This window comes from Achromobacter sp. UBA2119 (genome assembly GCF_002331005.1).
Classification (GTDB): Bacteria; Pseudomonadota; Gammaproteobacteria; order Burkholderiales; family Burkholderiaceae_B; genus Achromobacter; species Achromobacter animicus.
On sequence record NZ_DCYD01000010.1, the window covers coordinates 17,468 to 39,599 of the forward strand.

Here is a 22,132-nt window from a genome sequence, read left to right on the forward strand (position 1 = left end):
CGTTCAATGAATGGAGTTCGGGGCAGGTTCGGCCTGCGCCGCATAGCCGCCGCCCAGGGCGGTGGCAAGGTTGGCGTCGAGCTGATAGGCGCGGATGCGCAGGTCCGTTTCCAGACGGGCCTGCGTCAGCACGCCGGTCTGCGCGATCAGCACGGTGATGTAGTTGCCCATGCCGGCCTTGTAGCGGTCGACGGCCAGGGCGTAGGCGGCCTCGATGGCCTCGCGCGCCTGGCGTTGCTGGGCCTTTTCCTGGTCCAGCAGGCGCAGGCCGTCCAGGGCGTCGGCGACCTGATGTGCGGCGTCCAGCACGGTCTGGTTGTAGTCCGACACCGCCAGGTCGGCATCGGCGCGGCGGCCCGCGAGATTGGCGTTGAGTTCTCCGCCGTGGAAGATGGGCAGCGTGATGGCCGGACCGATGCCGGCCATGCGGGCGTCGGCGCCCAGCAGGTTGCCGGTGCCGATCGCCTGAAAGCCGACGAACGCGGCGAGGTTCACGTTGGGATAGAACTCGGCCTTGGCCGTGTCGATGGCGTGGCGCGCCGCCTCGGCGCGCCAGCGGGCGGCCGTGACGTCGGGCCGGTGACCGAGCAGGTCGAGCGGAACACTGGCCGGGACCGCGCCGGCCGGTGCGGTCAGTGACACCTGAACCAGATCCTGTCCCCGCTGCGGGCCGGCGCCGGCCAAGGCGGCGACCTGGTTACGCAGTTGGGCGAGCGTGGTGTCGGTCTGGGTCAGTTCGACCTTGCCGGAGGCCAGCGACGACTCGGCCTGCTTGACTTCAACCTGCGTGTCCAGCCCGGCCGAGTAGCGGCCCTGGGTCAGCGACAAAACTTCAGCGCGCTGCGCGATCACGCGGTTCAGCACGTCGCGCTGGGCAAATGCGTTCTGCAGGTTCAGATAGGCGCGCACGGTCGCGCTGGCGAGCAGGTTGCGCGCGGCTTGCGCGTCGGCGCTGGCGGCTTCCTGTTGCGACACGGCGGACTGCAGGCGCGAACGGTTCTTGCCCCAGAAATCAAGCTCGTAGCTGAAGTCCAGCGCCAGCCGGTTGTCGCTGACGACGGAGCCGCCCAGCGGCGCCGGGTAGATGTAGTCCTTGGACAGGTGCTCGCGATTGAGGGTGTAGCCCGCGTCCACGCGCGGCAGCAGTGGGGCGCGCGCGATGCCGACGGCGGCGTTGGCCTTGGCCAGGCGCGCCTGCGCGGCGCTCATTGACGGACTGTTTGCCAGCGCTTCGGTCATCAGTGCGTTGAGCTGCGGGTCGCCGTAGCGTTCCCACCATTGGGCGGCGGGCCATTCGGTGGCTTGACCGGTCAGCCCGAGCTTGGCGGCATCAAGCGCGGCGACGGGCTTGGGCGCCGGCTCCATCAGCGCGCAACCGGCGAGGGCGAGCACCAATGCGGTAGATAAAAGGCGTTTCATCCTGACTGTTAGCTGAAAGTAATTGATTGATCTGTATTTGCCTAGGCAACGATTATGCCAAATAAAAACCCCGGCTCCAGCACGGGGCGTGGGGTCAGCGGTCGGCCGGGGAGCCGGACGCGGACCCGTTTGCGATCATTCGTCGCATGAAGTGCATGAGCTGCTTGACCTCGTCGGTCGAAAAGCCGCGCAGGTGATGATTGAGCGCGCGGGCAATGTTGGCGGGGATTTCGCGGGCCTTGGCCTCGCCCAGTTCGGTGAGCTCGATCTTGACGACGCGGCGGTCTTCCTGGCTGCGGTTCCGGCGCAAGAGGCCCTTGGCTTCCAGGCGATCCAGCGCACGCGTCATGGCGCCGGTGTCCATGTCGTTGAGCCGCGCCAGTTCGGCGGGCGTATCGGCACGGCCCAGAAATACCATGGCCAGCGGACGCCATTGCATGGCGGTGAGGTCAAGCGGCGCCATCTCCTGGTCCAGCATGCGGTTCAGGGAGTGATAAGCCAGCTTGATGAGATAACCCGCGTTGTCTTCGGCCATGCAACGGGTGTCGTTGCGGTAATGGACCGGGGTGTCGGGCGACTCGGAGGATACGGGCGTGGGCAGGGAAGGCGCGGCAGTCATGCGGCGCATTTTACTGCCTAGTCAGTTATTGTCAAGGCTGTATCTTTGCCGCGGGTTCGGCCGCCGGCGCCTGCTTGCGCAGACCGGACCAGACGATGGCGGCCACGATCAGCGCAGCGCCCGCCAGCATGCGCGGCGTCGGCTCCTGGCTGAACAGCACCCAGGCGAAGGCAATGGCATAGACCGGTTCCAGCGCAATCACCAGCCCCGCGCTGCGGGCGTTCAGCCGGGTCAGGCTGGAGACGAACAGGTAATGGGACAGCCCGGTGCAGAAGACGCCCAGCAACGCCAGCCAGAACCAGTCCAGCGCGGGCAGGGCAGGCAGTTGGCCGATCGCGAAGGGCACCATCACCAGCGCCACCACCACGTTCTGCCAGCAGGCCACCTGCATCGGATCCATGCCGGAGGCCGAGCGGCGGTTGCTCAAGGCCAGCAGCGCAAAGCTCAGGCCGGACAGCAGGCCCCACGCGAGTCCGATGGTGCCCTGGTCGGCCAGGTTGAACGAAGGCGTGACGAGCACCAGGCCGGCGGTCACCAGGCCTAACAGCAGCCATTCGGCAAGACGGACGCGCTCGCGGAAGATGAGGCCTTCGAACAGGGTGATAAAGGCGGGAAAACTGGCAAAGCCGAGCGTCGCGATGGCAATGCCGCCCACCTTCACGGAAATGAAGAAGGTGACCCAGTGCGCCGCGAGCAGCGCGCCCGCGAGGACCAGCACGAACAGCTGCGCCGGGGTCAGCACGCCCAGCAGCGGCTTGCGGCGCATGCGCGCGAAGATGCCCAGCGCCACGACCGCGAACAGCGCCCGTCCCAGCGTGATGACGGCGGCGCTGGCCTGGATCAGTTCGCCGAACACGCCGGTCAGGCCGAATAGCACGGCGGCAATATGGATATAAGTGAGGGCGCGGTGTCGGGTCATGCTGCGAAGGAGGCGGTCTGCATCAGAGAAGGCGTGCAATTATTTTTGCGGTGAACTTAAAATCATCGCATGAATCGTATTGCCAAGCTTACGGCGCTCCCGCTGGCCTCCAGCCGCGCCGCCGGGATCGCCATGGCGGTGCTTGGCGCCATCCTCTTTTCCGCCAAGGCCATCGTCGTCAAGTTCACCTACCGCTACGGAATCGACGCGGTCACGCTGATCGCGTTTCGGATGCTGTTCGCGATGCCGTTCTTCGCGGTGGTGGCGTGGCGCCAGTCGCGCCGCGCGGCGCGGGGCGAGATCGTGGTGATGACCACCAAGGAACGCCTGCAGGTGTGCGTGCTTGGTCTTCTGGGCTATTACCTGTCCAGCTTCCTGGACTTCCTGGGGTTGCGCTACATCACCGCCAGCCTCGAACGCCTGATCCTGTTTCTGTCTCCCTCGCTCGTCGTGCTGCTGTCGGCCCTTTGGTTCAAGCGGCCGATCGAGCGCCGGCAATGGCTGGCCATGGTGCTGTCGTACGCCGGCGTGGTGCTGGTGTTTGCGCACGACCTGTCCTTCGGCGGGGGCGGCGAGGTGCTGTTAGGGTCTTTGTTCGTTTTCGGCTCGGCCGCAAGCTATTCTGTGTACCTGATTTGCTCCGGGGAACTGATCAAGCGGATCGGCCCGACGCGGCTGGTGGCGTATGCCATGCTGGTGTCGTGCGTGGCCTGCATCATCCAGTTCTTTGTCGTGCACCCGCCGTCGATGCTGATCCAGCCCGCCGCGGTCTATGGCTATTCCATCATTCACGCCACGCTGAACACGGTGGTGCCGGTATTCATGCTGATGTGGGCGGTGTCGCTGATCGGCGCGCCCACCGCGTCGTTGCTGGGCATGGTGGGACCGGTGTCGGTGCTGTTCCTGGCCTCATGGTTCCTGGACGAGCCCATCACCGTGTGGCAGATGGGCGGAACCGTCCTGGTGCTGGCGGGGGTGTTTGCGTTGATGGGCGGCGGCGCCATGCGCACGCCGCAGGACGACAGGCAATCCACGCGGTGAAGTCTGCATTTTTGGTCAATTCGCATTATTTCCAATGAAAGGAGGCCAGCATGGCCAGCAATCTCGTCAAGGCAATTCGTATCGAGCAGCACGGTGGTCCTGAAGTTTTGAAGCTGGTTGAGGTGGAAGTACCGCCGCCGGCCGCCAACGAAGTCACGATCGAGCAGCACGCTGCCGGTCTGAACTTCATCGATATCTATTTCCGCACGGGCTTGTATCCGCATCCGCTGCCGCACGGCCTGGGTTTCGAGGGCGCCGGCGTGGTGACCGCCGTGGGCGCCGACGTCAAGCACCTGAAGAAGGGCGACCGCGTGGCCTACGGCCAGAGCCCCATCGGCGCTTATGCCAAGGCTCGCAACGTGCCGGCCCTGCAGGTCGTCAAGGTGCCCAAGGGCATTGAATTCGATGAAGCGGCCGCGCTGATGCTCAAGGGCCTGACGGTGCAGTACCTGTTCCGCCAGACGTACCGCCTGCAGGGCGGCGAGACCATCCTGTTCCATGCCGCGGCTGGCGGTGTCGGGCTGATCGCTTGCCAATGGGCCAAGGCGCTCGGCGTCAAGCTGATCGGCACGGTCTCCAGCCCGGAAAAGGCGGAACTGGCGCGCGAGAACGGCGCCTGGGAAACCATTGATTATTCGCGTGAAAATGTGGTCGAGCGCGTGCTGGAACTGACGGGCGGCAAGAAGGTGCCCGTGGTGTACGACGGCGTGGGCAAGGACACGTGGGAAACCTCGCTGGACTGCATCGAGCCGCGCGGTTTGATGGTCAGCTTCGGCAACGCCTCGGGTCCGGTGGCTGGCGTGAACCTGGCCGTCCTGAATCAGAAGGGCAGCCTGTACGTGACGCGCCCCTCGCTGGGCATCCACGTGAACACGCTGGAAAAGTTGCAGTCGGCCTCCGAAGAACTGTTCGACCTGGTGCTCAAGAACAAGATCAAGGTTCGCATCGACCAGCGCTACACGCTGGAGCAGGCGGGCGAGGCGCAGACGGCGCTGGCTTCGCGCAAGACGACGGGCGCGACGGTGCTGACGCTGGACTGATCCCAACTCAAAGCATTGCGGCGCCCCGTGGGGCGCCGCAGCGGGCCTGGAGGACGCGCGATGCGCGGACTGCCAGGCTTTTTTATGGGCGGTGCAAAGCGCACCGCCCGCTGATCAGAGGTTCTCTTCGTTGATCAGGTCTTCCTTGCCGTAGAACTTGACGCCGATGTGAATGCGTTCGCGGCCCTGCGAGCGGCGATGGCGGTTGGTATCGCGCAGCGAGTAGACGCAGCCGCAGTATTCCTGCTGGTAGAAGTTCTCGCGCTTGCTGATTTCGATCATGCGCGCCGAACCGCCGCCCTTGCGCCAGTTGTAGGTCCAGTAGACCAGGTCGTCGTAGCGCGCGGCGGCGCGTTCGCCGCAGCCGTTGATCTGGTTCATGTCCTTCCAGCGCGAGATCCCGAGCGAGCTGGTGATGGTGTCAAAGCCATGCTCGTGCGCGTAAAGCGCGGTGCGCTCGAAGCGCATGTCGAAGCAGGCCGTGCAGCGCTCGCCGCGTTCGGGCGCGTTTTCCATGCCCTTGACGCGTTCGAACCAGTTGTCCATGTCGTAGTCGGCGTCGATGAATTCGATGCCGTGCTGCTCGGCGAAGCGGATGTTCTCCTGCTTGCGGATTTCGTACTCTTTGACCGGATGGATGTTCGGGTTGTAGAAGTAGATCGCGTAATCGATCCCGGAGGCCGTCATGGCCTCCATGACCTCGCCGGAACAGGGCGCGCAGCACGAATGCATCAGCACCTTGCTGCGGCCGGCGGGCAGGTCGAGTTTGGGGCGGACGAGTTCAGACATGGCGGTCAGGCAAAAGCGGAAAAACCCTTATTTTACGACGAGTTGCCATCAGCCCAGCACCGTCGTCCAGAGTTCGCGGACCGCGGCCCGTTCTGATTGCAGCTGGTCGGGCGCCACGCGGGCCTTCTCCACGCCCTGAAGACGCAATTGGTGCTGGACGCGGCGCAGCGTGCGGTAGGCGTCGCCCGACCGCGCCGCCAGGTCCGGCGGGATCAGCCCGGCTTCGCCGGCCAGGCGCAATAGCGCGATGTTGCCCAGGTTGCGCACCAGCACCGGATGCGTGCCCGCGTGGCACAGCACCAGGTACTGCGTCACGAATTCCACGTCGACCATGCCGCCGCGATCGTGCTTCAGATCGAAGCGGTCGGTGGTGTTGGGATGGCCGGCATTGATCTTTTCGCGCATCGCCAGCACCTCGTTGCGCAACGCGGCCGTGTCGCGCGGCGCCACCAGGATGTCCGCGCGGATCTTCTCAAAGCGCTCGCCCAGGTTGGCGTCGCCCGCCGCGAAACGCGCCCGGGTCAGCGCCTGGTGTTCCCACGCCCAGGCGTGCTTGTGCTGGTATTGCTCGAAGGCCTCCAGCGAGACCGCCAGCAGCCCCGCGTCGCCGTCGGGCCGCAGGCGCAGGTCGGTTTCGTACAGCCGGCCCGAGGACGTCATGGTCGACAGCCAGGACGACATGCGCCGTCCCAGCTTGGCGTAGACCTCCGCCGCGTCGTCGCGCGGGTCGTCGAACAGGAACACCAGGTCAAGGTCGGACGCATAGCCCAGTTCCTTGCCGCCCAGCTTGCCGTACGCGATGACGGCAAAGTGCGGCTCGGCGCCCGGGACCTTGTTCACGAGCGGCCAGGCGCGACGGATGGTTTCGGTGAGCAGCAGGTCGGCCAGCGCCGACAACTGGTCGGCCAGCTTTTCGACGGTGAGCTCGCCCTCCAGATCCTGCGCGAGCAATTGGAAGCTGGCCTGGCGCTGCACGTCGCGCATCAGGTTCATCTGGCGTTCGACGTCCGGATCGCCGTCCGGCAGGCGGCAGGCGTCCATGTCTGCGGTGAGCTGCCGGGCAATCTGGCCGAAGTCGAGCGGCTCGAAGAGCGTGCGCCAGTCGATCAGGCTGTCGAGCAGCAGCGGATGCTGCGTCAGGTACTGCGCGGCCCACGGACTGGCGGCCACCATGCGCGCCACGCGCGCCAGCGTGTCCGGGTACTCGGCAAGCAAGGCAAGGTACGCGCTGCGTTGCGCAATCTTTTCGATCAGGTCGAACAGGCGCACCGCCGCTTCATGCGGCGCCGGCGTCTGCAGCGCGGCGCGCAGGGCGGCCGGCAGCAGAACCTCCATGCGGCGGCGGCTGCTTTCCGGCAGGCTGCGCACGCGATGGCTGCCCGATAGCGTCTCGGCGCGGCGCAGCAGATCGTCTGCGTCGTTGCCGAACGCCTGGCGGATCTGCTCGCTCAGTTCGCATTCGCTGTCAGGCTCGGGCTGGCTGGACGGCGTGGCGTCTGCGGTGGCGTCCGGGGCGGTGGCGGGTGCGGCTTCTTCCTCGCCCATGCCGACCATGCGGAATACGTTGCGGAAGGTCTGCGACACGAACTCGCGGTGTGCCGCCAAGGTGCTTTCAAAGTCTTCGGCCGTCATCCCCAGCGCCGCGGCCAGGGCGGCGCGCAGGTCGGGGTCTCCGGGCAAGAGGTGGGTCTGCTCGTCTTCGCGGTACTGCAGCGCATGCTCGGTGCGGCGCAGGAAACGATAGGCCTCTTCCAGCCGGCGGGCATCGTCCTCGGGGATCAGACCCGCCACGCACTCGGCATGCAGCGCTTCGAGCAGCCCCCGCTTTTGCAGCGCCGGCATGCGGCCGCCGCGAATCAATTGCGCAAGCTGCACCACGAACTCGATCTCGCGGATGCCGCCGTCGCCCAGCTTGATGTTGTTGGCGCTGTCGATGCCATTGCGCGCCGACGCGCGGCGCTGCCAGTCCTGGCGGATGCGCTCGCGCAGCGCGCGCAGCGCGGCCAGCGCGTCAAAATCGAAATACTTGCGGTAGACGAAGGGCACGCGCAGGCTTTCCAGTTGCCGGGCCTGCGCGGCGCTGTCGCTGTCTTCGAACGCCTGCGCGGGCATCAGCCGCGCCTTCAGCCACGCATAGCGCTCCCATTCGCGGCCCTGGCCGATCAGGTAGTGCTCCAGGGCATCCAGGCTCCAGGCCAGCGGACCGGCGTCGCCGTCCGGGCGCAGGCGCAGGTCGGTGCGGAACACCTGGCCGTTGGCGTCCACCTCGGACAGGACCGGCATCATGCGGCGGGTCAGGCGCCCGTAGAACTCGTGATGGCTGATGCGGCGCGGGCCGTCGGTTTCGCCTTCTTCGCCGTACAGCATGATGAGGTCGATGTCGGACGAGACGTTGAGCTCGCAGCCGCCCAGCTTGCCCATGCCGACGATGAGCATCTCCTGCGGTTTGCCGGTGGCCGGGTCGCGCGGCATGCCGTGCACGGCCGACAGTTCCGCCGTCACGCTGCGGTAGGCGGCAGCCACTGCCATGTCCGCCAGCGTGGTCATGGCGCCCACCACCTCTTCAAGCGGCGCTTGCCCGGTCAGGTCGCGCACGATCAGCACGCTGAAGACGCGTTCGCGCAGCTTGCGCAGCACCATGCGGCAGACGTCCACCGGCAAGGCGGCGGAGGCGGCCGAGGCGGGGCCGGCCAGTTCGTTCTGCCATTGCGCCATCAGGTCGGGTGTCACGGGGTGTTTCACGGCCTCGTCCAACCAGGCGGCCAGGTCCGGGTGGGCGTCCAGGCGGCGGCGCAGATGGCCGGACCAGGCGAGGGCGGGAGCGATCAAGGATGGTTTCGACATGGTGCAAAGGGCGGCAGACGGATGGACGTGTTTCAGGTATAAGTGGGGACGATACTGCAAGACATCTCCTCCTGCCCACTGATCCGTGTCTGTTCCAAAAAAAGTGCTCCGCAGCCTGTTCTGGGCCGCGCTGACCGTCTATGGCGTCGTCGCCATCGGGTTTCTGGGCGTGCGCTACTGGGTCCTCCCGCGGGTGGATCAGTGGCGCCCTCAGATCGAAGCCTACGCCAGCCAGGCGTTGGGCGCCCGCGTTACGATCGGCGCGATCAAGGCGAACTGGCAAGGGCTCAATCCCAGGCTCGATCTCGCTGCCGTCCAGGTCTACGACGACGAGGCCGATCCGGTATTGAGCCTGCCGTCCGTGTCCGCGGTCGTGGCATGGCGCAGCCTGCTGTCGCTGTCGCCCACGCTGGTGCGGCTGCGGCTGGAAAAGCCGGAACTCACGCTGCGGCGGGACGCGTCCAATCATCTGTGGGTCGCCGGTCAGGACATCGACCTGAATGCGAGCGACCATGCCTCCGACCTCAATCATCCGGGCCTGCGCTGGCTGGCGGCGCAGCGCGAGCTGCTGGTCAGCGACGCCACGCTGCGCTGGCAGGACGAATTGCGCCAGGCGCCGGAACTGACACTGGAAGGCGTCGACTTCCTGGTGCGCAATGGCAGCCTGTCGCACCGGTTCGTGCTGCAGGCCTCCGCAGGGCCCGCGCTGGCGCATAAGCTGGAACTGCGCGGGGAATTCAACCGTGGACTGTTTGGCGTCGACGCCAAAAAGCCCGCCAACTGGAGCGGCCAGATTTTTGCGCAGGCCGACGACGTGGAGCCGCAGGCCTGGGCGCCGTGGATCGACGTGCCCGCGGTCGCCGGCCGGCTGGCGGCTCGGGCGTGGTGGCAATTGGATCACGGCAAGTTCACCGAACTGACCAGCGACGTCGCCGTGCGCGGCGTGTCCTGGATTTCGGCGCCGGACGGCCCCGCTGTCCAGAGCGGGTCGGGCCAGTTGCGCTTTTCCGTGTGGCCTGGCGATTACGTGAAGATTGAAGGCGTGCCGCTGGGGCGCAGCAAGGGCGCGCCTGACGTGGCCGTCAAGGGGGCGCTGCATCAACTGCGCGTGACGCTGCCCGGCGTCTTCGAGACGCCGACGCTACGGGCCGACGACCTGGAGCTCGATGCCCAGGTCAAGGGGCCGGATCCGGCGCATTGGTTCGTGGACGTGGCGCAGTTGCGCCTTGCCAATGAAGACCTGGAAGCACGCCTGCAAGGCCAATGGCGGCCCGAAGGCAAGACCGCGGCGGGCAGCGTCGACGTGCGCGGTACGATGGTCCGCGGGTCGATGTCGGCCATTCACCGGTATCTGCCGCTCGAAGTGAATGCGGACGCCCGTGAATGGCTGGCGTCCGGCCTGCCCGCCGGGCAGATGCATTCGGCGGCCATCACGCTCAAGGGCGATCTGGACGACTTTCCGTATGGCGCACCGGGCTCGACCGGCGAGTTCGTCATCGCCGGCAACTATTCCGGCGCCAAGGTCGATTACGCGCCGGCGCGCAAGCACCACAAGGGCTGGCCGATGCTGGAAAACCTGTCGGGCAGTTTTCGCATCGACAAGGTCAGCCTGGCGCTGGATAGCGCGGGCGGCGCCGTGGCCCATACCGGGCAGGGACATACCGTCACGCTGGGCAAGGTGAAAGCCGCCATTCCGAACATGGAGCACGACTCGCAGCTTCGCGTCACCGGCGACACCTCCGGGCCGGTGGCGGCGTACCTGGCGCTGGCGGCGAATTCTCCGCTTGGCGAGCTGCTGGACGGGGCGCTGGACGAGGCGCACGGCACCGGCGACTGGCGCATGCCGCTCGATCTGACCGTGCCGCTGCTCAACACCGATGACACGCAAGTGGTGGGGCGCATCAAGTTCTCGGACAATTCGTTCAGCTTCATGCCCGAGATCCCGGTGCTCAGCCAGATCCACGGTGATCTGGAATTCTCGGAAAAAGGCGTGCAGACCAAGGGCATCCGCGCGCAGTTCCTGGGCGGCCCCGTCAACATCTACGGCACGCTGGCGCAAGGCACGGACGCGCTGCGTTTTGACGGCACGCTATCGGGGCCCGGCCTGTCGCAGTTGAGCCGCGCGCCGTCGATGTCGCGCTTTACCGGCCGTGCGGCGTACAAGGGCCGGCTGATCTACCTGAAGGGCGGTGCAATCGACATCTCGGCCGAGTCCGACCTGGTCGGCATGGCGATCGACATGCCCGCGCCGGCCGGCAAGCCCGCCAAGTCCGCGCAGCTGTTGAAGCTGCAATGGTCGCCGGCACAGGACCGCGGCGCGCGCGACCGGCGCTGGCTCACGGCCAGCCTGGGCGACAACGTGAATGCGCTGTTCGAGCGGGACCCGGCCGATGGCTCGTCGTCGTATTTTTCGCGCGGGGCGCTGGGCGTCGGGCGGCCAGCCAGCCTGCCGGAACGCGGGCTGAGCCTGAACGCCAGCCTGCCCGAGCTGGACATGGACGGCTGGGAAAAGGTTTCGGACGGATTCGACGAGCCGCCCGTCAAGGGCAGGCCGTCCGCCAAGCCCATCCTGCCGCAGCCCGAGCGCATCAGCCTGGCGGCCAGCGTGCTGCACGCCAGCGGTTTCACCTTCAATGACCTGACGCTGTACGCCACGCGTCCCGCGCCGGCGCGCTGGCGCGTCGAACTGGAATCGCGGCAGGCGGCGGGCACGCTGGAGTGGCGTGAGGCGCAGGGCGCCATCGCCGGCCAGATCACCGCTCGCCTGAAACATCTGTCGATCGCGGGCGAGGGCGACGCCAACCAGGCCGACAAGGCGCTGGCGTCCGGCAACGACCTGTCCGACATCCCCGCCATCGACCTGCAAGCCAACCAGTTCATGCTGTACGGCAAGAACCTGGGGGCGCTTCAGGTCACGGGCACCAATCTGGAACGCGGACGGCAGTGGCGGCTGGACAAGCTCTCCATCACCAACGATTCGGCGGCCCTGAACGCCACGGGGAGTTGGGGGCTGGAAGGTCCGAACCGCGGCCTGACCGTCGACGCGTTGCTGAAGCTGGAGAACGTCGGTGACTTCATGGGTCGGATCGGCTTCGAGAACGTGGTGTCCAACGGCAAGGGAACGATCCAGGGCAAGGCGACCTGGCGCAACCTGCCGTGGACACACAACATTGCCGACGTGGTGGGGGACGTGGTCGTCAGCCTGGACAACGGCCGCTTCATGCACGTGAATTCCCGCACCGCGCGCCTCTTGGAGTTGCTGTCGCTGCAATCGCTGCAGCGGTTGGCACGGCTGGACGTCAATCCCACCAACCTGCTGCGCGACGGCTTTCCGTTCGACACCATTCGCGGGAACGTCAAGGTGGCCGACGGCATGCTGACCACCGAAGGCTACAAGATCAACGGGCCGGTCGCGGCCATCGTCTTGGCCGGAGGCGTGAACCTCGTCAAGGAACGCTGGGACATGAAAGCGGTGGTGATTCCGAATCTGGACGCCAGCGGCGCGGCGATGGTCACCGCTCTGGCGGTCAATCCGCTGATCGGCCTGGGCGCTTTTGTCACGCAATGGTTGCTCAAGCAGCCGCTCGCCCGCGCAATGACCATGGAATACGCCGTCACAGGCAGCTGGGACGATCCCAGCATCGAGCCGATCGAAGCTGGCAAGGAACCGGCCAAGCAGACGCCGCGCCCCGCGAATGCCACGCCGCGCCGGATGCCGGAATTCATCGAACATTGAGCCGCCGCCCATGAAAAAAGCCGCCCTTGGCAAGGGCGGCTTTCTTTGGCGCGGACGTTCCGCTTACTTCTTCTTCATCATGTCGAAGAATTCGGCGTTGGTCTTGGTGGCGCGCATCTTGTCCAGGATGAATTCCATGGACTGGACTTCGTCCATGTCGTGGATGAACTTGCGCAGCACCCACACCTTCTGCAGCAGGTCCGGGGCGATCAGCAGCTCTTCGCGGCGGGTGCCCGACTTGTTCAGGTTGATGGACGGGTAGACGCGCTTTTCTGCGAGGCGGCGCTCGAGGTGGACTTCGGAGTTGCCGGTGCCCTTGAATTCTTCATAGATGACTTCATCCATGCGGCTGCCGGTTTCGATCAGCGCGGTGCCCAGGATGGTCAGCGAGCCGCCTTCTTCCAGGTTACGCGCCGCGCCGAAGAAACGCTTGGGCCGTTGCAGGGCGTTGGCGTCCACACCGCCGGTCAGCACCTTGCCGGAAGCCGGCACGACGGTGTTGTAGGCGCGGGCCAGACGGGTGATCGAGTCCAGCAGGATCACGACGTCCTTCTTCATTTCGACCAGGCGCTTGGCCTTTTCGATGACCATTTCGGCCACTTGCACGTGACGCGTGGCGGGTTCGTCGAAGGTCGACGCCACCACTTCACCGCGCACGGTGCGCTGCATTTCGGTCACTTCTTCCGGGCGTTCGTCGACCAGCAGGACGATCATGACCGCGTCGGGATAGTTGGTGGTGATGGCATGCGCGATGTGCTGCATCATCACCGTCTTGCCGGACTTGGGGCTGGCGACGATCAGGCCGCGCTGGCCCATGCCGATGGGGGCGAAGACGTCGAGGATCCGGCCGGTGAGGTTTTCCTCGCTCTTGATGTCGCGTTCCAGGCGGATGACGCGGTTCGGATGCAGCGGCGTCAGGTTCTCGAACATGATGCGATGCTTGATCGCCTCAGGGGCCACGCCGTTGACCTTGTCCACCTTCACCAGGGCAAAGTAGCGCTCGCCATCCTTGGGGGTGCGCACTTCGCCTTCGATGGAATCGCCGGTGTGCAGATTGAAACGGCGGATCTGCGACGGAGAAATGTAGATGTCGTCGGTGCTGGCCAGATACGAGGTTTCCGGCGAACGCAGGAAACCAAAGCCGTCGGGCAGGACTTCAAGAACGCCGTCGCCGAAGATCTGCTCGCCCTGCTTGGCGCGCCGCTTCATGATGGCGAACATCAGTTCCTGCTTGCGCAGGCGGTTGGCGTTCTCGATTTCCAGGCCAGCGGCCATTTCGAGCAGCTGCGAGACGTGCAGCGCCTTCAGTTCGTTGAGGTGCATCGCGGTGAGTGTTGGGGGAAAAGTAAAGGAGGGTCTGGCGGCGCGCCACGGACGGGCTCGCGCGGTACTGAATGAGCGCCGCCTATGCGGCGGCGCCCTCGTTTACAGCACGCGATTTACAACGCGCCGTCCAGGAATGCGGTGAGTTGCGACTTCGACAGCGCGCCAACTTTGGTGGCGGCAGCCTGGCCGTCTTTAAAGAGCATAAGGGTCGGAATGCCGCGGATGCCGTACTTGGTGGCGGTGCCCTGGTTCTCGTCCACGTTCAGCTTGGCGATCGTCAGACGGCCAGCGTATTCGGTGGCGACTTCTTCCAGGATCGGGGCGATCATCTTGCAGGGGCCACACCAGGCAGCCCAGTAGTCCACCAGCACCGGCTGGCCGGATTTCAACACATCGGCATCGAAGCTGGCGTCACTGACGTTCTTGATTTGGTCGCTCATGATGGTGATTCTCGGTTCGGCAGCAAAAGGCGCGTGAATACGCGCCTTGCCGTTGTTCTTGTTTGTGGAATGGACTCAAGCATACCACTGTCAATAACAACAGGCATACCACTGTTAATAACAACAGGGTTTGCAGGTTTTTGTGTAGGATGTTGCGGCGCAGCTGTCGCGGTCCGGGAAGTCAAAGCCCGGATCGGCGGTTGTGACTGTCATCATCCTACCGAAATCGGACCTGGTCAGGTCGTGCGCATCCCACCCGGAGCCGCGCAGAATCTAGGCTTATCCGTAAAATGTCGGTTTTTTTCCACAGATGTTGGGGATAACTTGGCCACTCCACGTTACAACGAGGCGTCCATCCGCGTCCTGAAGGGGCTGGAACCCGTGCGGCAGCGCCCGGGCATGTACACCCGCACCGAAAACGCCCTGCACGTCGTGCAGGAGGTCATTGATAACGCCGCAGACGAGGCCCTGGCCGGCTACGGCAAACAGATCCAGGTCACGCTGCATGCAGATGGCAGCGTATCCGTCGAGGACGATGGCCGCGGCATTCCCGTCGGCCTGCACCCCGAAGAAAACGCGCCCGTCGTCGAACTCGTGTTCACGCGCCTGCACGCCGGCGGCAAGTTCGACAAGGCGGGCGGCGGCGCCTACGCCTTCTCGGGCGGCCTGCACGGCGTCGGCGTGTCCGTCACCAACGCGCTCGCCACCCGCCTGGAAGTCATCGTCTGGCGCGACAACGCCGTGAGCCGCCTGGTGTTCAAGGGCGGCGACGTCGCCGAACCCCTGGCGCCCTACGATCAGGGCGGCCGCAAGAAGTCCGGCACCCGCGTGCGCGTCTGGCCGGACGCCAAATACTTCGACAGCCCCAATATCCCGCTGGGCGAGCTGACGCATCTGCTGCGCAGCAAGGCTGTGCTGCTGCCGGGCGTGAAGGTCACGCTCGTCAACGAGAAAACCAACGACACCAAGACCTGGCAATATCAGGACGGCCTGCGCGGCTACCTGGCCGAGGCCCTGGCGGGCGCCGAACTGATGGTGCCGTTCTTCGAGGGCGAACAATACGCCGGCGCCGACCACGAAAACTTCGCCGAAGGCGAGGGCGCCCAATGGGTGGTCGCCTGGACCGACGACGGCAACGCGGTACGCGAGTCCTACGTCAACCTCATTCCCACGCCGGCCGGCGGCACGCATGAGTCCGGCCTGCGCGAAGGCCTGTTCGGCGCGGTGAAGGGCTTTGCCGAACTGCACAGCCTGCTGCCCAAGGGCGTGAAGCTGCTTCCTGAAGACGTGTTCGCCCGCGCCAGCTTCGTGCTGTCGGCCAAGGTGCTGGACCCTCAATTCCAGGGCCAGATCAAGGAACGCCTGAACAGCCGCGACGCCGTGCGGCTGGTGGGCGGTTTTTCCAAGAGCGCGCTCGACCTCTGGCTGCACAGCAACGTCGAATACGGCAAGAAGCTCGCGGAACTGGCCATCCGGCAGGCGCAGGCGCGCCAGCGTTCGGCCCAGAAAGTCGAAAAGCGCAAGAGTTCCGGCGTGGCGGTGCTGCCCGGCAAACTGACTGACTGCGAGTCCAGCGACGCCACGCGCACTGAAGTGTTCCTGGTCGAGGGCGACTCGGCCGGCGGCTCGGCCAAGATGGGCCGCGACAAGGAATTCCAGGCCATCCTGCCGCTGCGCGGCAAGGTGCTCAATTCCTGGGAAGTCGACCGCGACCGTCTTTTTGCCAACAACGAGATCCACGACATTTCCGTGGCCATCGGCGTCGACCCTCACGGTCCCAACGATACGCCCGACCTGTCCGGCCTGCGCTACGGCCGCATCTGCATCCTGTCGGACGCGGACGTCGACGGCTCGCACATCCAGGTGCTGCTGCTGACGCTGTTCTACCGGCATTTCCCCAAGCTCGTCGAGGCTGGCAACGTGTACGTCGCCAAGCCGCCGCTGTTCCGCCTGGATGTGCCCGCGCAGGGCAAGCGTCCCGCGCGCAAGATCTACTGTCTTGATGAAGGCGAACTTGAAGCCGCGCAGGACAAGCTGCGCAAGGAAGGCGTGCGCGAAGGCGCGTGGGCCGTCAGCCGGTTCAAGGGCCTGGGCGAAATGAACCCCGAGCAACTGTGGGAAACCACCATGAACCCGGACACGCGCCGTCTGCTGCCCGTGGGCTACGGCGACCAGACGCCCGACGACACCACCCGCATGTTCGACATGCTGATGGGCAAGGGCGAGTCCTCGCAACGCCGCGCCTGGATCGAAGAAAAGGGCAACCTGGCGGAGCTCGACATCTGATGACGCCGTCCGCGCCCGGGCAAGCCCGCATGGTCGTCGACCTGACCGCCGACGACTACGCGGATTTCGCCGCTTATGTGTACAAACGGCCGGAACTGCGCCGCCGCCGCTACCGGTCTCATTTGCGCTTCGGCGTCCTGATGATCGTCGCGCTGCTTGCGTACCTGATCTGGCAGACCTGGGACGGCAAGGGCCCCAATTGGGGCGCGATCCTGCCGGTGTACTTCCAGGGGCTGGCGGTCGGGCTGGGCATCCTCGCGCTGCTGGCCCTGGCTTACGAATACGTGCTGCCCGGACTCGTGCGGATGAACACGCGCCGCATGCTGGCCAAGCAGCCGGACACCCTGTATCTGGGTCGGCACGAACTTGATTTCGGCCCCGACGGCGTCACCGACAGCACCGCCTCTGCTTCCGGGCAGATGGCGTGGACCGACGTGCGGCGGGTCGAAGAAACCCCCGAACATCTCTACGTCATCCTCGGCACCCTGCAGGGCGTGATCATCCCCAAGCGCGGGCAGGACGCCGCCACGCTGCAAGCCGTGCGCGCCCAGATCCGCGCGCACGTTGCCGACACCCAGCTCATGGCCCCGTCCGCCTGAGGCGCATTGACGCCGTTTCGATGAATTTGTTTACCTGAAACCATCATGACCGACAGCAATCAACCCGGCCTGTTTGACTCCAACCCGCCCGGCGGCGACGGCGACGGTGACGGCAACGCCGCCATCACGCTGGCGCGCTACGCGGAACAGGCCTATCTGGACTACGCGGTTTCCGTGGTGCGCGGCCGCGCGCTGCCCGACGTGGGCGACGGGCAGAAGCCCGTTCAGCGCCGCATCCTGTTTGCGATGCAGGCGATGGGGCTGGGCTCCGGCGCCAAACCCGTCAAATCCGCGCGCGTCGTGGGCGACGTGCTGGGTAAATACCATCCGCATGGCGATCAGGCCGCGTACGACGCCATGGTCCGCATGGCGCAGGATTTCTCGCTGCGCTATCCCTTGATCGACGGCCAGGGCAACTTCGGTTCGCGCGACGGCGATAACGCCGCCGCCATGCGTTACACGGAAGCGCGGCTCACGCCCATCGCCAAGCTGCTGCTCGACGAGTTGGACGAGGGCACCGTCGATTTCGTGCCCAACTACGACGGCAGCCAGCAAGAGCCGCAGATGCTGCCGGCGCGCCTGCCTGTGATGCTGCTAAACGGCGCCTCGGGCATTGCCGTCGGCATGGCCACCGAGATTCCGCCGCACAACCTGCGCGAAGTCGCCCAGGCCTGCGTGGCGCTCATCAAGCAGCCGCAGTTGCCGGACGAGGAGCTGTACGCCATGATCCCCGGCCCGGACTTCGCGGGCGGCGGACAGATCATCACCCCGGCTGCCGATATCGCGCAGATCTACGGAGGGGGCCGCGGCTCGCTCAAGGTGCGCGCGCGCTGGCAGTTTGAAGAACTGGCGCGCGGCCAGTGGCAACTGGTCGTCAACGAGCTGCCCCCGGGCACGTCCGGCCAGAAGGTGCTGGAAGAAATCGAGGAAATCACCAATCCCAAGGTCAAGACGGGCAAGAAGAGCCTGACGCCCGAGCAGACGCAGGCCAAGGCCGTGATGCTGAACCTGCTGGATGCCGTGCGCGACGAATCCGGCAAGGACGCCGCGGTGCGCCTGGTCTTCGAACCCAAGACGTCGCGGGTGGACCGCGACGAGTTCGTCAACACGCTGCTGGCGCAGACCAGCATGGAAGGCAGCGCCAGCGTCAATCTGGTGTGCATCGGCACCGACGGCCGGCCGCGCCAGAAGGGCCTGCGCGACATCCTGGTCGAGTGGCTGGCATTCCGCACCAACACCGTCGTGCGCCGCACGCGCTTCCGCCTGGATAAGGTCATCGACCGCATCCATGTGCTGGAAGGCCGCATGGTCGTCTACCTGAACGTGGACGAGGTCATCCAGACCATCCGCGAATCCGACGAGCCCCGCGCCGCCCTGATGGAACGCTTCAAGCTGTCCGAGCGCCAGGCCGAAGACATCCTGGAAATGCGCCTGCGCCAATTGGCCCGCCTGGAAGGCTTCAAGATCGAGCAGGAACTGGCCGACAAGCGCAAGGAGCAGATCTCGCTGCAGGAGCTGCTGGACAACCCCACGACGCTCAAGCGCCTGCTGATCAAGGAAATCGAAGCCGACGCCAAGCAATATGGCGACGAGCGCCGCACCCTGATCGAAACCGCCGAGCGCGCCGTGCTGGAAACCAAGGTGCTGGACGAGCCGGTCACCATAGTCGTGTCGCAGAAGGGCTGGCTGCGTGCGCGTCAGGGCCACGGCCATGACGCTTCGCAATTTGGCTTCAAGCAGGGCGACGACCTGTACGGCGCCTTCGAGTGCCGCACCACCGACACGCTGATTGCGGTCGGCGACAACGGCCGGGTCTACTCGGTGCCGGTGTCCGGACTGCCGTCGGCGCGTGGCGACGGCCAACCGGTCACCACGATGATCGACCTGGAATCCGGCACGCGCATCGTCCATACGATCGCTGCCTCGGCCGACAGCCGCTGGCTGCTGGCCACCCGCGGCGGTTATGGCTTCGCGGCCAAGCTGTCCGACATGGTCAGCCGCCAGCGCGCGGGCAAGCAGTTCATCACGCTGGAAACGGGCGACGAACTGCTGCGTCCGGTGCCGCTGTTTGCGGGCGCCCAGCAACTGGCGCTGCTGTCGCAAAAGGGCAAGTTCCTGGTCTTCGGCCTGGACGAGGTCAAGTCGCTGTCGGGCGGCGGACGCGGCACCATCCTGATGGGACTGGACGGCGCGGACAAGCTCGACCAGACCGTGCCGATCGGCCCGAAGGGCTTGCGCGCCACCGGCATCTACCGCAACAAGATGACCGAGGACATCCTGGCGGGTGCGGACCTGGCCGTCTACGTCGGCAAGCGGGCCCGCAAGGGCCGCGCGCTGGACGTGCGGCCCAAGCAGCCGTTGCTGTCGCCGGTGCTGGGTTGACGCCTGCGCGCCGCCTGACGCCGAAAACGCCCGGCGGCGCGCGCCACTTGCGCCGCCGGGTTGCCTTCCAGAGGCCCGCATGAGCATCGACCTCGCCGCCCGGCCGCGCCTTGCGCACGTCGATGCCCTGCGCGGCTTCGCGCTCTTCGGCATCCTGGTCGTCAACATCAACGTCTTCGCCTTTCCGTTCTATGGCGGGGGCGTGCCGGATCCGGTGTATTCCAGCCCCGTGGACGTGACGGTCCGCTGGCTGGTCGCCTGGTTGTTCGAAACCAAGTTCTACCTGCTGTTTTCCTTCCTGTTCGGCTACAGCTTCACGCTGCAGATGTCGGCGGCCGAGCGCGCCGACGCGGCCTTCGCACCGCGCTTTCTGCGCCGGTTATTGGGACTGGCGGCCTTGGGCATGGCGCACGCCATCCTGTTCTACCAGGGCGACATCCTGGTGACCTACGCCTTGTTGGGCCTTGCGCTGCTTTTATGTCGGCGCATGGACCCGGGCCGGGCGCTGCGCGTTGCCCTGTGGCTGATTGCGCTGGCATCGGCGGTGTGGGGGATTCTGGGCGCGTTGAGCTTTCTGGACCCCGTTCCGGCCGGCTACGCGCTGCAATACAAGGCCGACGCACTGGCCTCCATCGAGGCGTACCGCGGCACCGTGGGCACCACGGTCGCGCAGCACATCAAGGAACTCACCGAAGCCATCTGGTTTACGGTGCTGTTCGTGCAAGGGCCGTTCGTCTTCGCCATGTTCCTGGCCGGGTATGCGTTGGGGCGGCGCAATGCGCTGGCGGATCCCTGGCGCTCGCGCCGCGCCCTCGGATTGTTGTGCGCGTTGGGCGTCCTGCCCGGACTGGCAGGCGCCGCAGCGTATGCCACCAGCGCCTTGCCGCAGGCGCGCGTGATGTGGGAATTGCCGGGCCTGGCCGTGGGCCTGTTCACCGCGCCGCTCCTGAGCCTGTCGTACGGGGCGGCGTTCCTGCTGGCGCTCCGCACGGGGCCGGGCGAGCGCCTTGGGGTCTGGCTGGCCCCGGCAGGGCGGATGGCGCTGAGCAACTACCTGATGCAATCGGTGGTCTGCGCGTTTCTCTTCACGGCGTGGGGCCTGCGGCTGTACGCCGCCGTGACGCCTCTGGCCGCGTTTCTGATTGCGGTGGCCATCTTTGCCGCCCAGTTGCCGTTGTCTGCCTGGTGGCTGCGGCATCACGCCTATGGACCCGTGGAATGGTTCCTGCGCGCGCTCACCATCGGCGCGCGCCCGCCCTGGCGGCGGGCGGGCGCAGGCTGATCAGGCGGCGCGGGGCGGAGGATCGCCGCTCGGCGGCCGTTGCGGTGGACGGCTAACCCCGCGTCTGCGCGATCGCGGCGTCGATGGCGCCGGTCAGCCGTTCCGTCAGTTGATCCAGTTCGTCGTCGGAAATGATGAAAGGCGGCGCGAGCAGGACGTGATCGCCCTGTCGTCCATCGAGGGTGCCGCCCATCGGATACACCATCAAACCCCGCGCCATCGCCTCGCGCTTGATCCGCGCATGCAGCGTCAATTCGGGATCGAAGGGCTGCTTGGTGGCGCGGTCCTGAACCAGCTCCACGCCCATGAAGAGACCCCGGCCGCGGATGTCGCCCACATGCGGGTGTTCGCCCAGCGCCGCCTGCAGACGCTGCGCCAGGCCTGCGCCTTGCACCCGCACGCGCTCAAGCAGCCCGTCGCGCCGGATCACGTCCTGCACCGCCAGCGAGGCCGCGCACGCCAGCGCGTGGCCAAGATACGTGTGGCCATGCTGGAAAAAGCCGCTGCCTTGCTGCATCGCCTGCACGATGTGCTGTTGCGCCATGACTGCCCCGATGGGCTGATAGCCGCCGCCCAGCCCCTTGGCGATGGTGATGAGATCCGGCGTCACGCCTTCCTGTTCGACGGCGTACAGCGTGCCGGTCCTGCCCATGCCGCACATCACTTCGTCGGCGATGAACAGCACGCCGTGGCGGTCGCAGACCTCGCGGATGCGGCGGAAGTACCCCGGCACGGCGGTCACCGCGCCAGACGTCGCGCCCACCACCGGCTCGGCCACGAATGCCATGACAGCGTCCGGGCCGAGGCGCAGGATGGCCGCGTCCAGTTCCTCTGCAAGCCGCTCGCCGTATTGTTCGGCGGTTTCGTCGCTGCGCTGGTCGCGGTAGGCATAGCACGGCGAAACGTGCTCGACCTCGATCAACAGCGGCGCGAATTGTGCGCGCCGCCAGGCATTTCCGCCGACCGCCAGCGCGCCGAGCGTATTGCCGTGATAGCTCTGCCGCCGCGCGATGATGTGGCGGCGCTGTGGCTGGCCGATTTCGACGAAATACTGGCGCGCCATCTTGAGCGCCGCTTCCACCGCTTCGGACCCGCCCGATACGAAGTACGCATGGGAGGTGCCGGCGGGCGCGTCCGCCACCAGGCGGGCCGCCAGCTTTTCAGCGACGTCGGTGGTGAAGAAGCTGGTGTGGGCATAGGCCAGCGCGTCGATCTGCGCGTGCAGGGCCGCCTGGACGTCCGGATGATTGTGGCCCAGGCAGGACACGGCCGCGCCGCCTGAGCCGTCCAGATATGCGCGGCTCGCGCTGTCATGGATCCAGACGCCCTGGCCGCGCACGGCGACGGGGGGCGTATGGCGAAGGGAGCGATGCAGGATGTGGGTTTGGCTCATGCTGCGGGTTCCTGGGT

General features: G+C 66.2%; 15 protein-coding genes. 7 read left to right on the forward strand and 8 right to left on the reverse strand.

Features of this window, described 5'->3' with window-relative positions:
* Positions 1 to 3: 3 nt before the first annotated feature.
* The 3 genes from B3098_RS09625 to B3098_RS09635 form a co-directional block, all read right to left on the reverse strand.
* Positions 4 to 1,419, reverse strand: coding sequence for an efflux transporter outer membrane subunit (locus B3098_RS09625; protein ID WP_175125073.1), 1,416 nt, complete (start codon positions 1,417 to 1,419; stop codon positions 4 to 6).
* A gap of 94 nt (positions 1,420 to 1,513) precedes the next feature.
* Positions 1,514 to 2,038 (reverse strand): MarR family winged helix-turn-helix transcriptional regulator, encoded by a 525-nt coding sequence (locus tag B3098_RS09630; protein ID WP_175185189.1) that lies wholly within the window; start codon positions 2,036 to 2,038, stop codon positions 1,514 to 1,516.
* 31 nt (positions 2,039 to 2,069) lie between these two features.
* On the reverse strand, positions 2,070 to 2,957 hold the full coding sequence (locus B3098_RS09635; RefSeq protein ID WP_175184936.1) for a DMT family transporter: 888 nt from the start codon (positions 2,955 to 2,957) through the stop codon (positions 2,070 to 2,072).
* Between the two features lie 69 nt (positions 2,958 to 3,026).
* Here B3098_RS09635 and B3098_RS09640 point away from each other — a divergent pair, with 69 nt between their 5' ends.
* Both B3098_RS09640 and B3098_RS09645 read left to right on the forward strand, forming a co-directional pair.
* Complete coding sequence (locus tag B3098_RS09640; protein ID WP_175139267.1) at positions 3,027 to 3,998, forward strand: DMT family transporter; 972 nt, start codon at positions 3,027 to 3,029, stop codon at positions 3,996 to 3,998.
* A 50-nt stretch (positions 3,999 to 4,048) separates the two neighbouring features.
* A complete protein-coding gene (locus B3098_RS09645) occupies positions 4,049 to 5,038 on the forward strand; it encodes a quinone oxidoreductase family protein (RefSeq protein ID WP_279974640.1) in 990 nt (329 codons plus the stop codon).
* A 114-nt stretch (positions 5,039 to 5,152) separates the two neighbouring features.
* On the opposite strand, the gene B3098_RS09650 is transcribed toward B3098_RS09645, so the two are convergent.
* Positions 5,153 to 5,827 (reverse strand): epoxyqueuosine reductase QueH, encoded by a 675-nt coding sequence (locus tag B3098_RS09650; protein WP_279974638.1) that lies wholly within the window; start codon positions 5,825 to 5,827, stop codon positions 5,153 to 5,155.
* A gap of 48 nt (positions 5,828 to 5,875) precedes the next feature.
* Positions 5,876 to 8,671: a bifunctional [glutamate--ammonia ligase]-adenylyl-L-tyrosine phosphorylase/[glutamate--ammonia-ligase] adenylyltransferase gene (gene glnE, locus B3098_RS09655; RefSeq protein ID WP_279974636.1), complete on the reverse strand. Its 2,796-nt coding sequence runs from the start codon at positions 8,669 to 8,671 to the stop codon at positions 5,876 to 5,878.
* 103 nt (positions 8,672 to 8,774) lie between these two features.
* On the opposite strand from glnE, the gene B3098_RS09660 reads away from it, so the two are divergent.
* Complete coding sequence (locus B3098_RS09660; protein WP_286894732.1) at positions 8,775 to 12,407, forward strand: YhdP family protein; 3,633 nt, start codon at positions 8,775 to 8,777, stop codon at positions 12,405 to 12,407.
* Positions 12,408 to 12,470: 63 nt separating this feature from the next.
* On the opposite strand, the gene rho is transcribed toward B3098_RS09660, so the two are convergent.
* Positions 12,471 to 13,730 carry a transcription termination factor Rho gene (rho, locus tag B3098_RS09665; protein WP_043541410.1) on the reverse strand — a complete coding sequence of 420 codons (1,260 nt, stop codon included), beginning with the start codon at positions 13,728 to 13,730 and terminating at the stop codon, positions 12,471 to 12,473.
* 116 nt (positions 13,731 to 13,846) lie between these two features.
* Complete coding sequence (trxA, locus tag B3098_RS09670) at positions 13,847 to 14,173, reverse strand: thioredoxin TrxA (protein WP_006218534.1); 327 nt, start codon at positions 14,171 to 14,173, stop codon at positions 13,847 to 13,849.
* A 324-nt stretch (positions 14,174 to 14,497) separates the two neighbouring features.
* Here trxA and parE point away from each other — a divergent pair, with 324 nt between their 5' ends.
* From parE to B3098_RS09690, 4 genes are all read left to right on the forward strand, one after another.
* Positions 14,498 to 16,459, forward strand: a complete 1,962-nt coding sequence (gene parE / locus B3098_RS09675) for a DNA topoisomerase IV subunit B (protein WP_286894742.1) — start codon at positions 14,498 to 14,500, stop codon at positions 16,457 to 16,459.
* On the forward strand, positions 16,459 to 17,058 hold the full coding sequence (locus tag B3098_RS09680) for a YcxB family protein (RefSeq protein ID WP_286894744.1): 600 nt from the start codon (positions 16,459 to 16,461) through the stop codon (positions 17,056 to 17,058). The genes parE and B3098_RS09680 overlap by 1 nt, the downstream gene beginning before the upstream one ends.
* Positions 17,059 to 17,103: 45 nt before the next feature.
* Entirely contained in the window at positions 17,104 to 19,440 is a 2,337-nt protein-coding gene (gene parC, locus B3098_RS09685) for a DNA topoisomerase IV subunit A (RefSeq protein WP_286894746.1), read from the forward strand.
* Positions 19,441 to 19,519: 79 nt separating this feature from the next.
* On the forward strand, positions 19,520 to 20,722 hold the full coding sequence (locus B3098_RS09690) for a DUF418 domain-containing protein (RefSeq protein WP_286894748.1): 1,203 nt from the start codon (positions 19,520 to 19,522) through the stop codon (positions 20,720 to 20,722).
* Positions 20,723 to 20,774: 52 nt separating this feature from the next.
* Here B3098_RS09690 and B3098_RS09695 read toward each other — a convergent pair whose 3' ends face one another.
* The gene (locus tag B3098_RS09695) at positions 20,775 to 22,115 is read right to left on the reverse strand and encodes an aspartate aminotransferase family protein (RefSeq protein WP_286894750.1); all 1,341 of its coding nucleotides are present in this window, start codon (positions 22,113 to 22,115) and stop codon (positions 20,775 to 20,777) included.
* Positions 22,116 to 22,132: the final 17 nt, after the last annotated feature.

What these genes read in the sequence shown, in the direction of transcription:
- B3098_RS09625 (WP_175125073.1), bottom strand. Translation starts at nt 1,419, where the DNA reads ATGAAACGCCTTTTATCTACCGCATTGGTGCTCGCCCTCGCCGGTTGC.
- B3098_RS09630 (WP_175185189.1), bottom strand. Translation starts at nt 2,038, where the DNA reads ATGACTGCCGCGCCTTCCCTGCCCACGCCCGTATCCTCCGAGTCGCCC.
- B3098_RS09635 (WP_175184936.1), bottom strand. Translation starts at nt 2,957, where the DNA reads ATGACCCGACACCGCGCCCTCACTTATATCCATATTGCCGCCGTGCTA.
- B3098_RS09640 (WP_175139267.1), top strand. Translation starts at nt 3,027, where the DNA reads ATGAATCGTATTGCCAAGCTTACGGCGCTCCCGCTGGCCTCCAGCCGC.
- B3098_RS09645 (WP_279974640.1), top strand. Translation starts at nt 4,049, where the DNA reads ATGGCCAGCAATCTCGTCAAGGCAATTCGTATCGAGCAGCACGGTGGT.
- B3098_RS09650 (WP_279974638.1), bottom strand. Translation starts at nt 5,827, where the DNA reads ATGTCTGAACTCGTCCGCCCCAAACTCGACCTGCCCGCCGGCCGCAGC.
- glnE (WP_279974636.1), bottom strand. Translation starts at nt 8,671, where the DNA reads ATGTCGAAACCATCCTTGATCGCTCCCGCCCTCGCCTGGTCCGGCCAT.
- rho (WP_043541410.1), bottom strand. Translation starts at nt 13,730, where the DNA reads ATGCACCTCAACGAACTGAAGGCGCTGCACGTCTCGCAGCTGCTCGAA.
- trxA (WP_006218534.1), bottom strand. Translation starts at nt 14,173, where the DNA reads ATGAGCGACCAAATCAAGAACGTCAGTGACGCCAGCTTCGATGCCGAT.
- B3098_RS09680 (WP_286894744.1), top strand. Translation starts at nt 16,459, where the DNA reads ATGACGCCGTCCGCGCCCGGGCAAGCCCGCATGGTCGTCGACCTGACC.
- parC (WP_286894746.1), top strand. Translation starts at nt 17,104, where the DNA reads ATGACCGACAGCAATCAACCCGGCCTGTTTGACTCCAACCCGCCCGGC.
- B3098_RS09690 (WP_286894748.1), top strand. Translation starts at nt 19,520, where the DNA reads ATGAGCATCGACCTCGCCGCCCGGCCGCGCCTTGCGCACGTCGATGCC.
- B3098_RS09695 (WP_286894750.1), bottom strand. Translation starts at nt 22,115, where the DNA reads ATGAGCCAAACCCACATCCTGCATCGCTCCCTTCGCCATACGCCCCCC.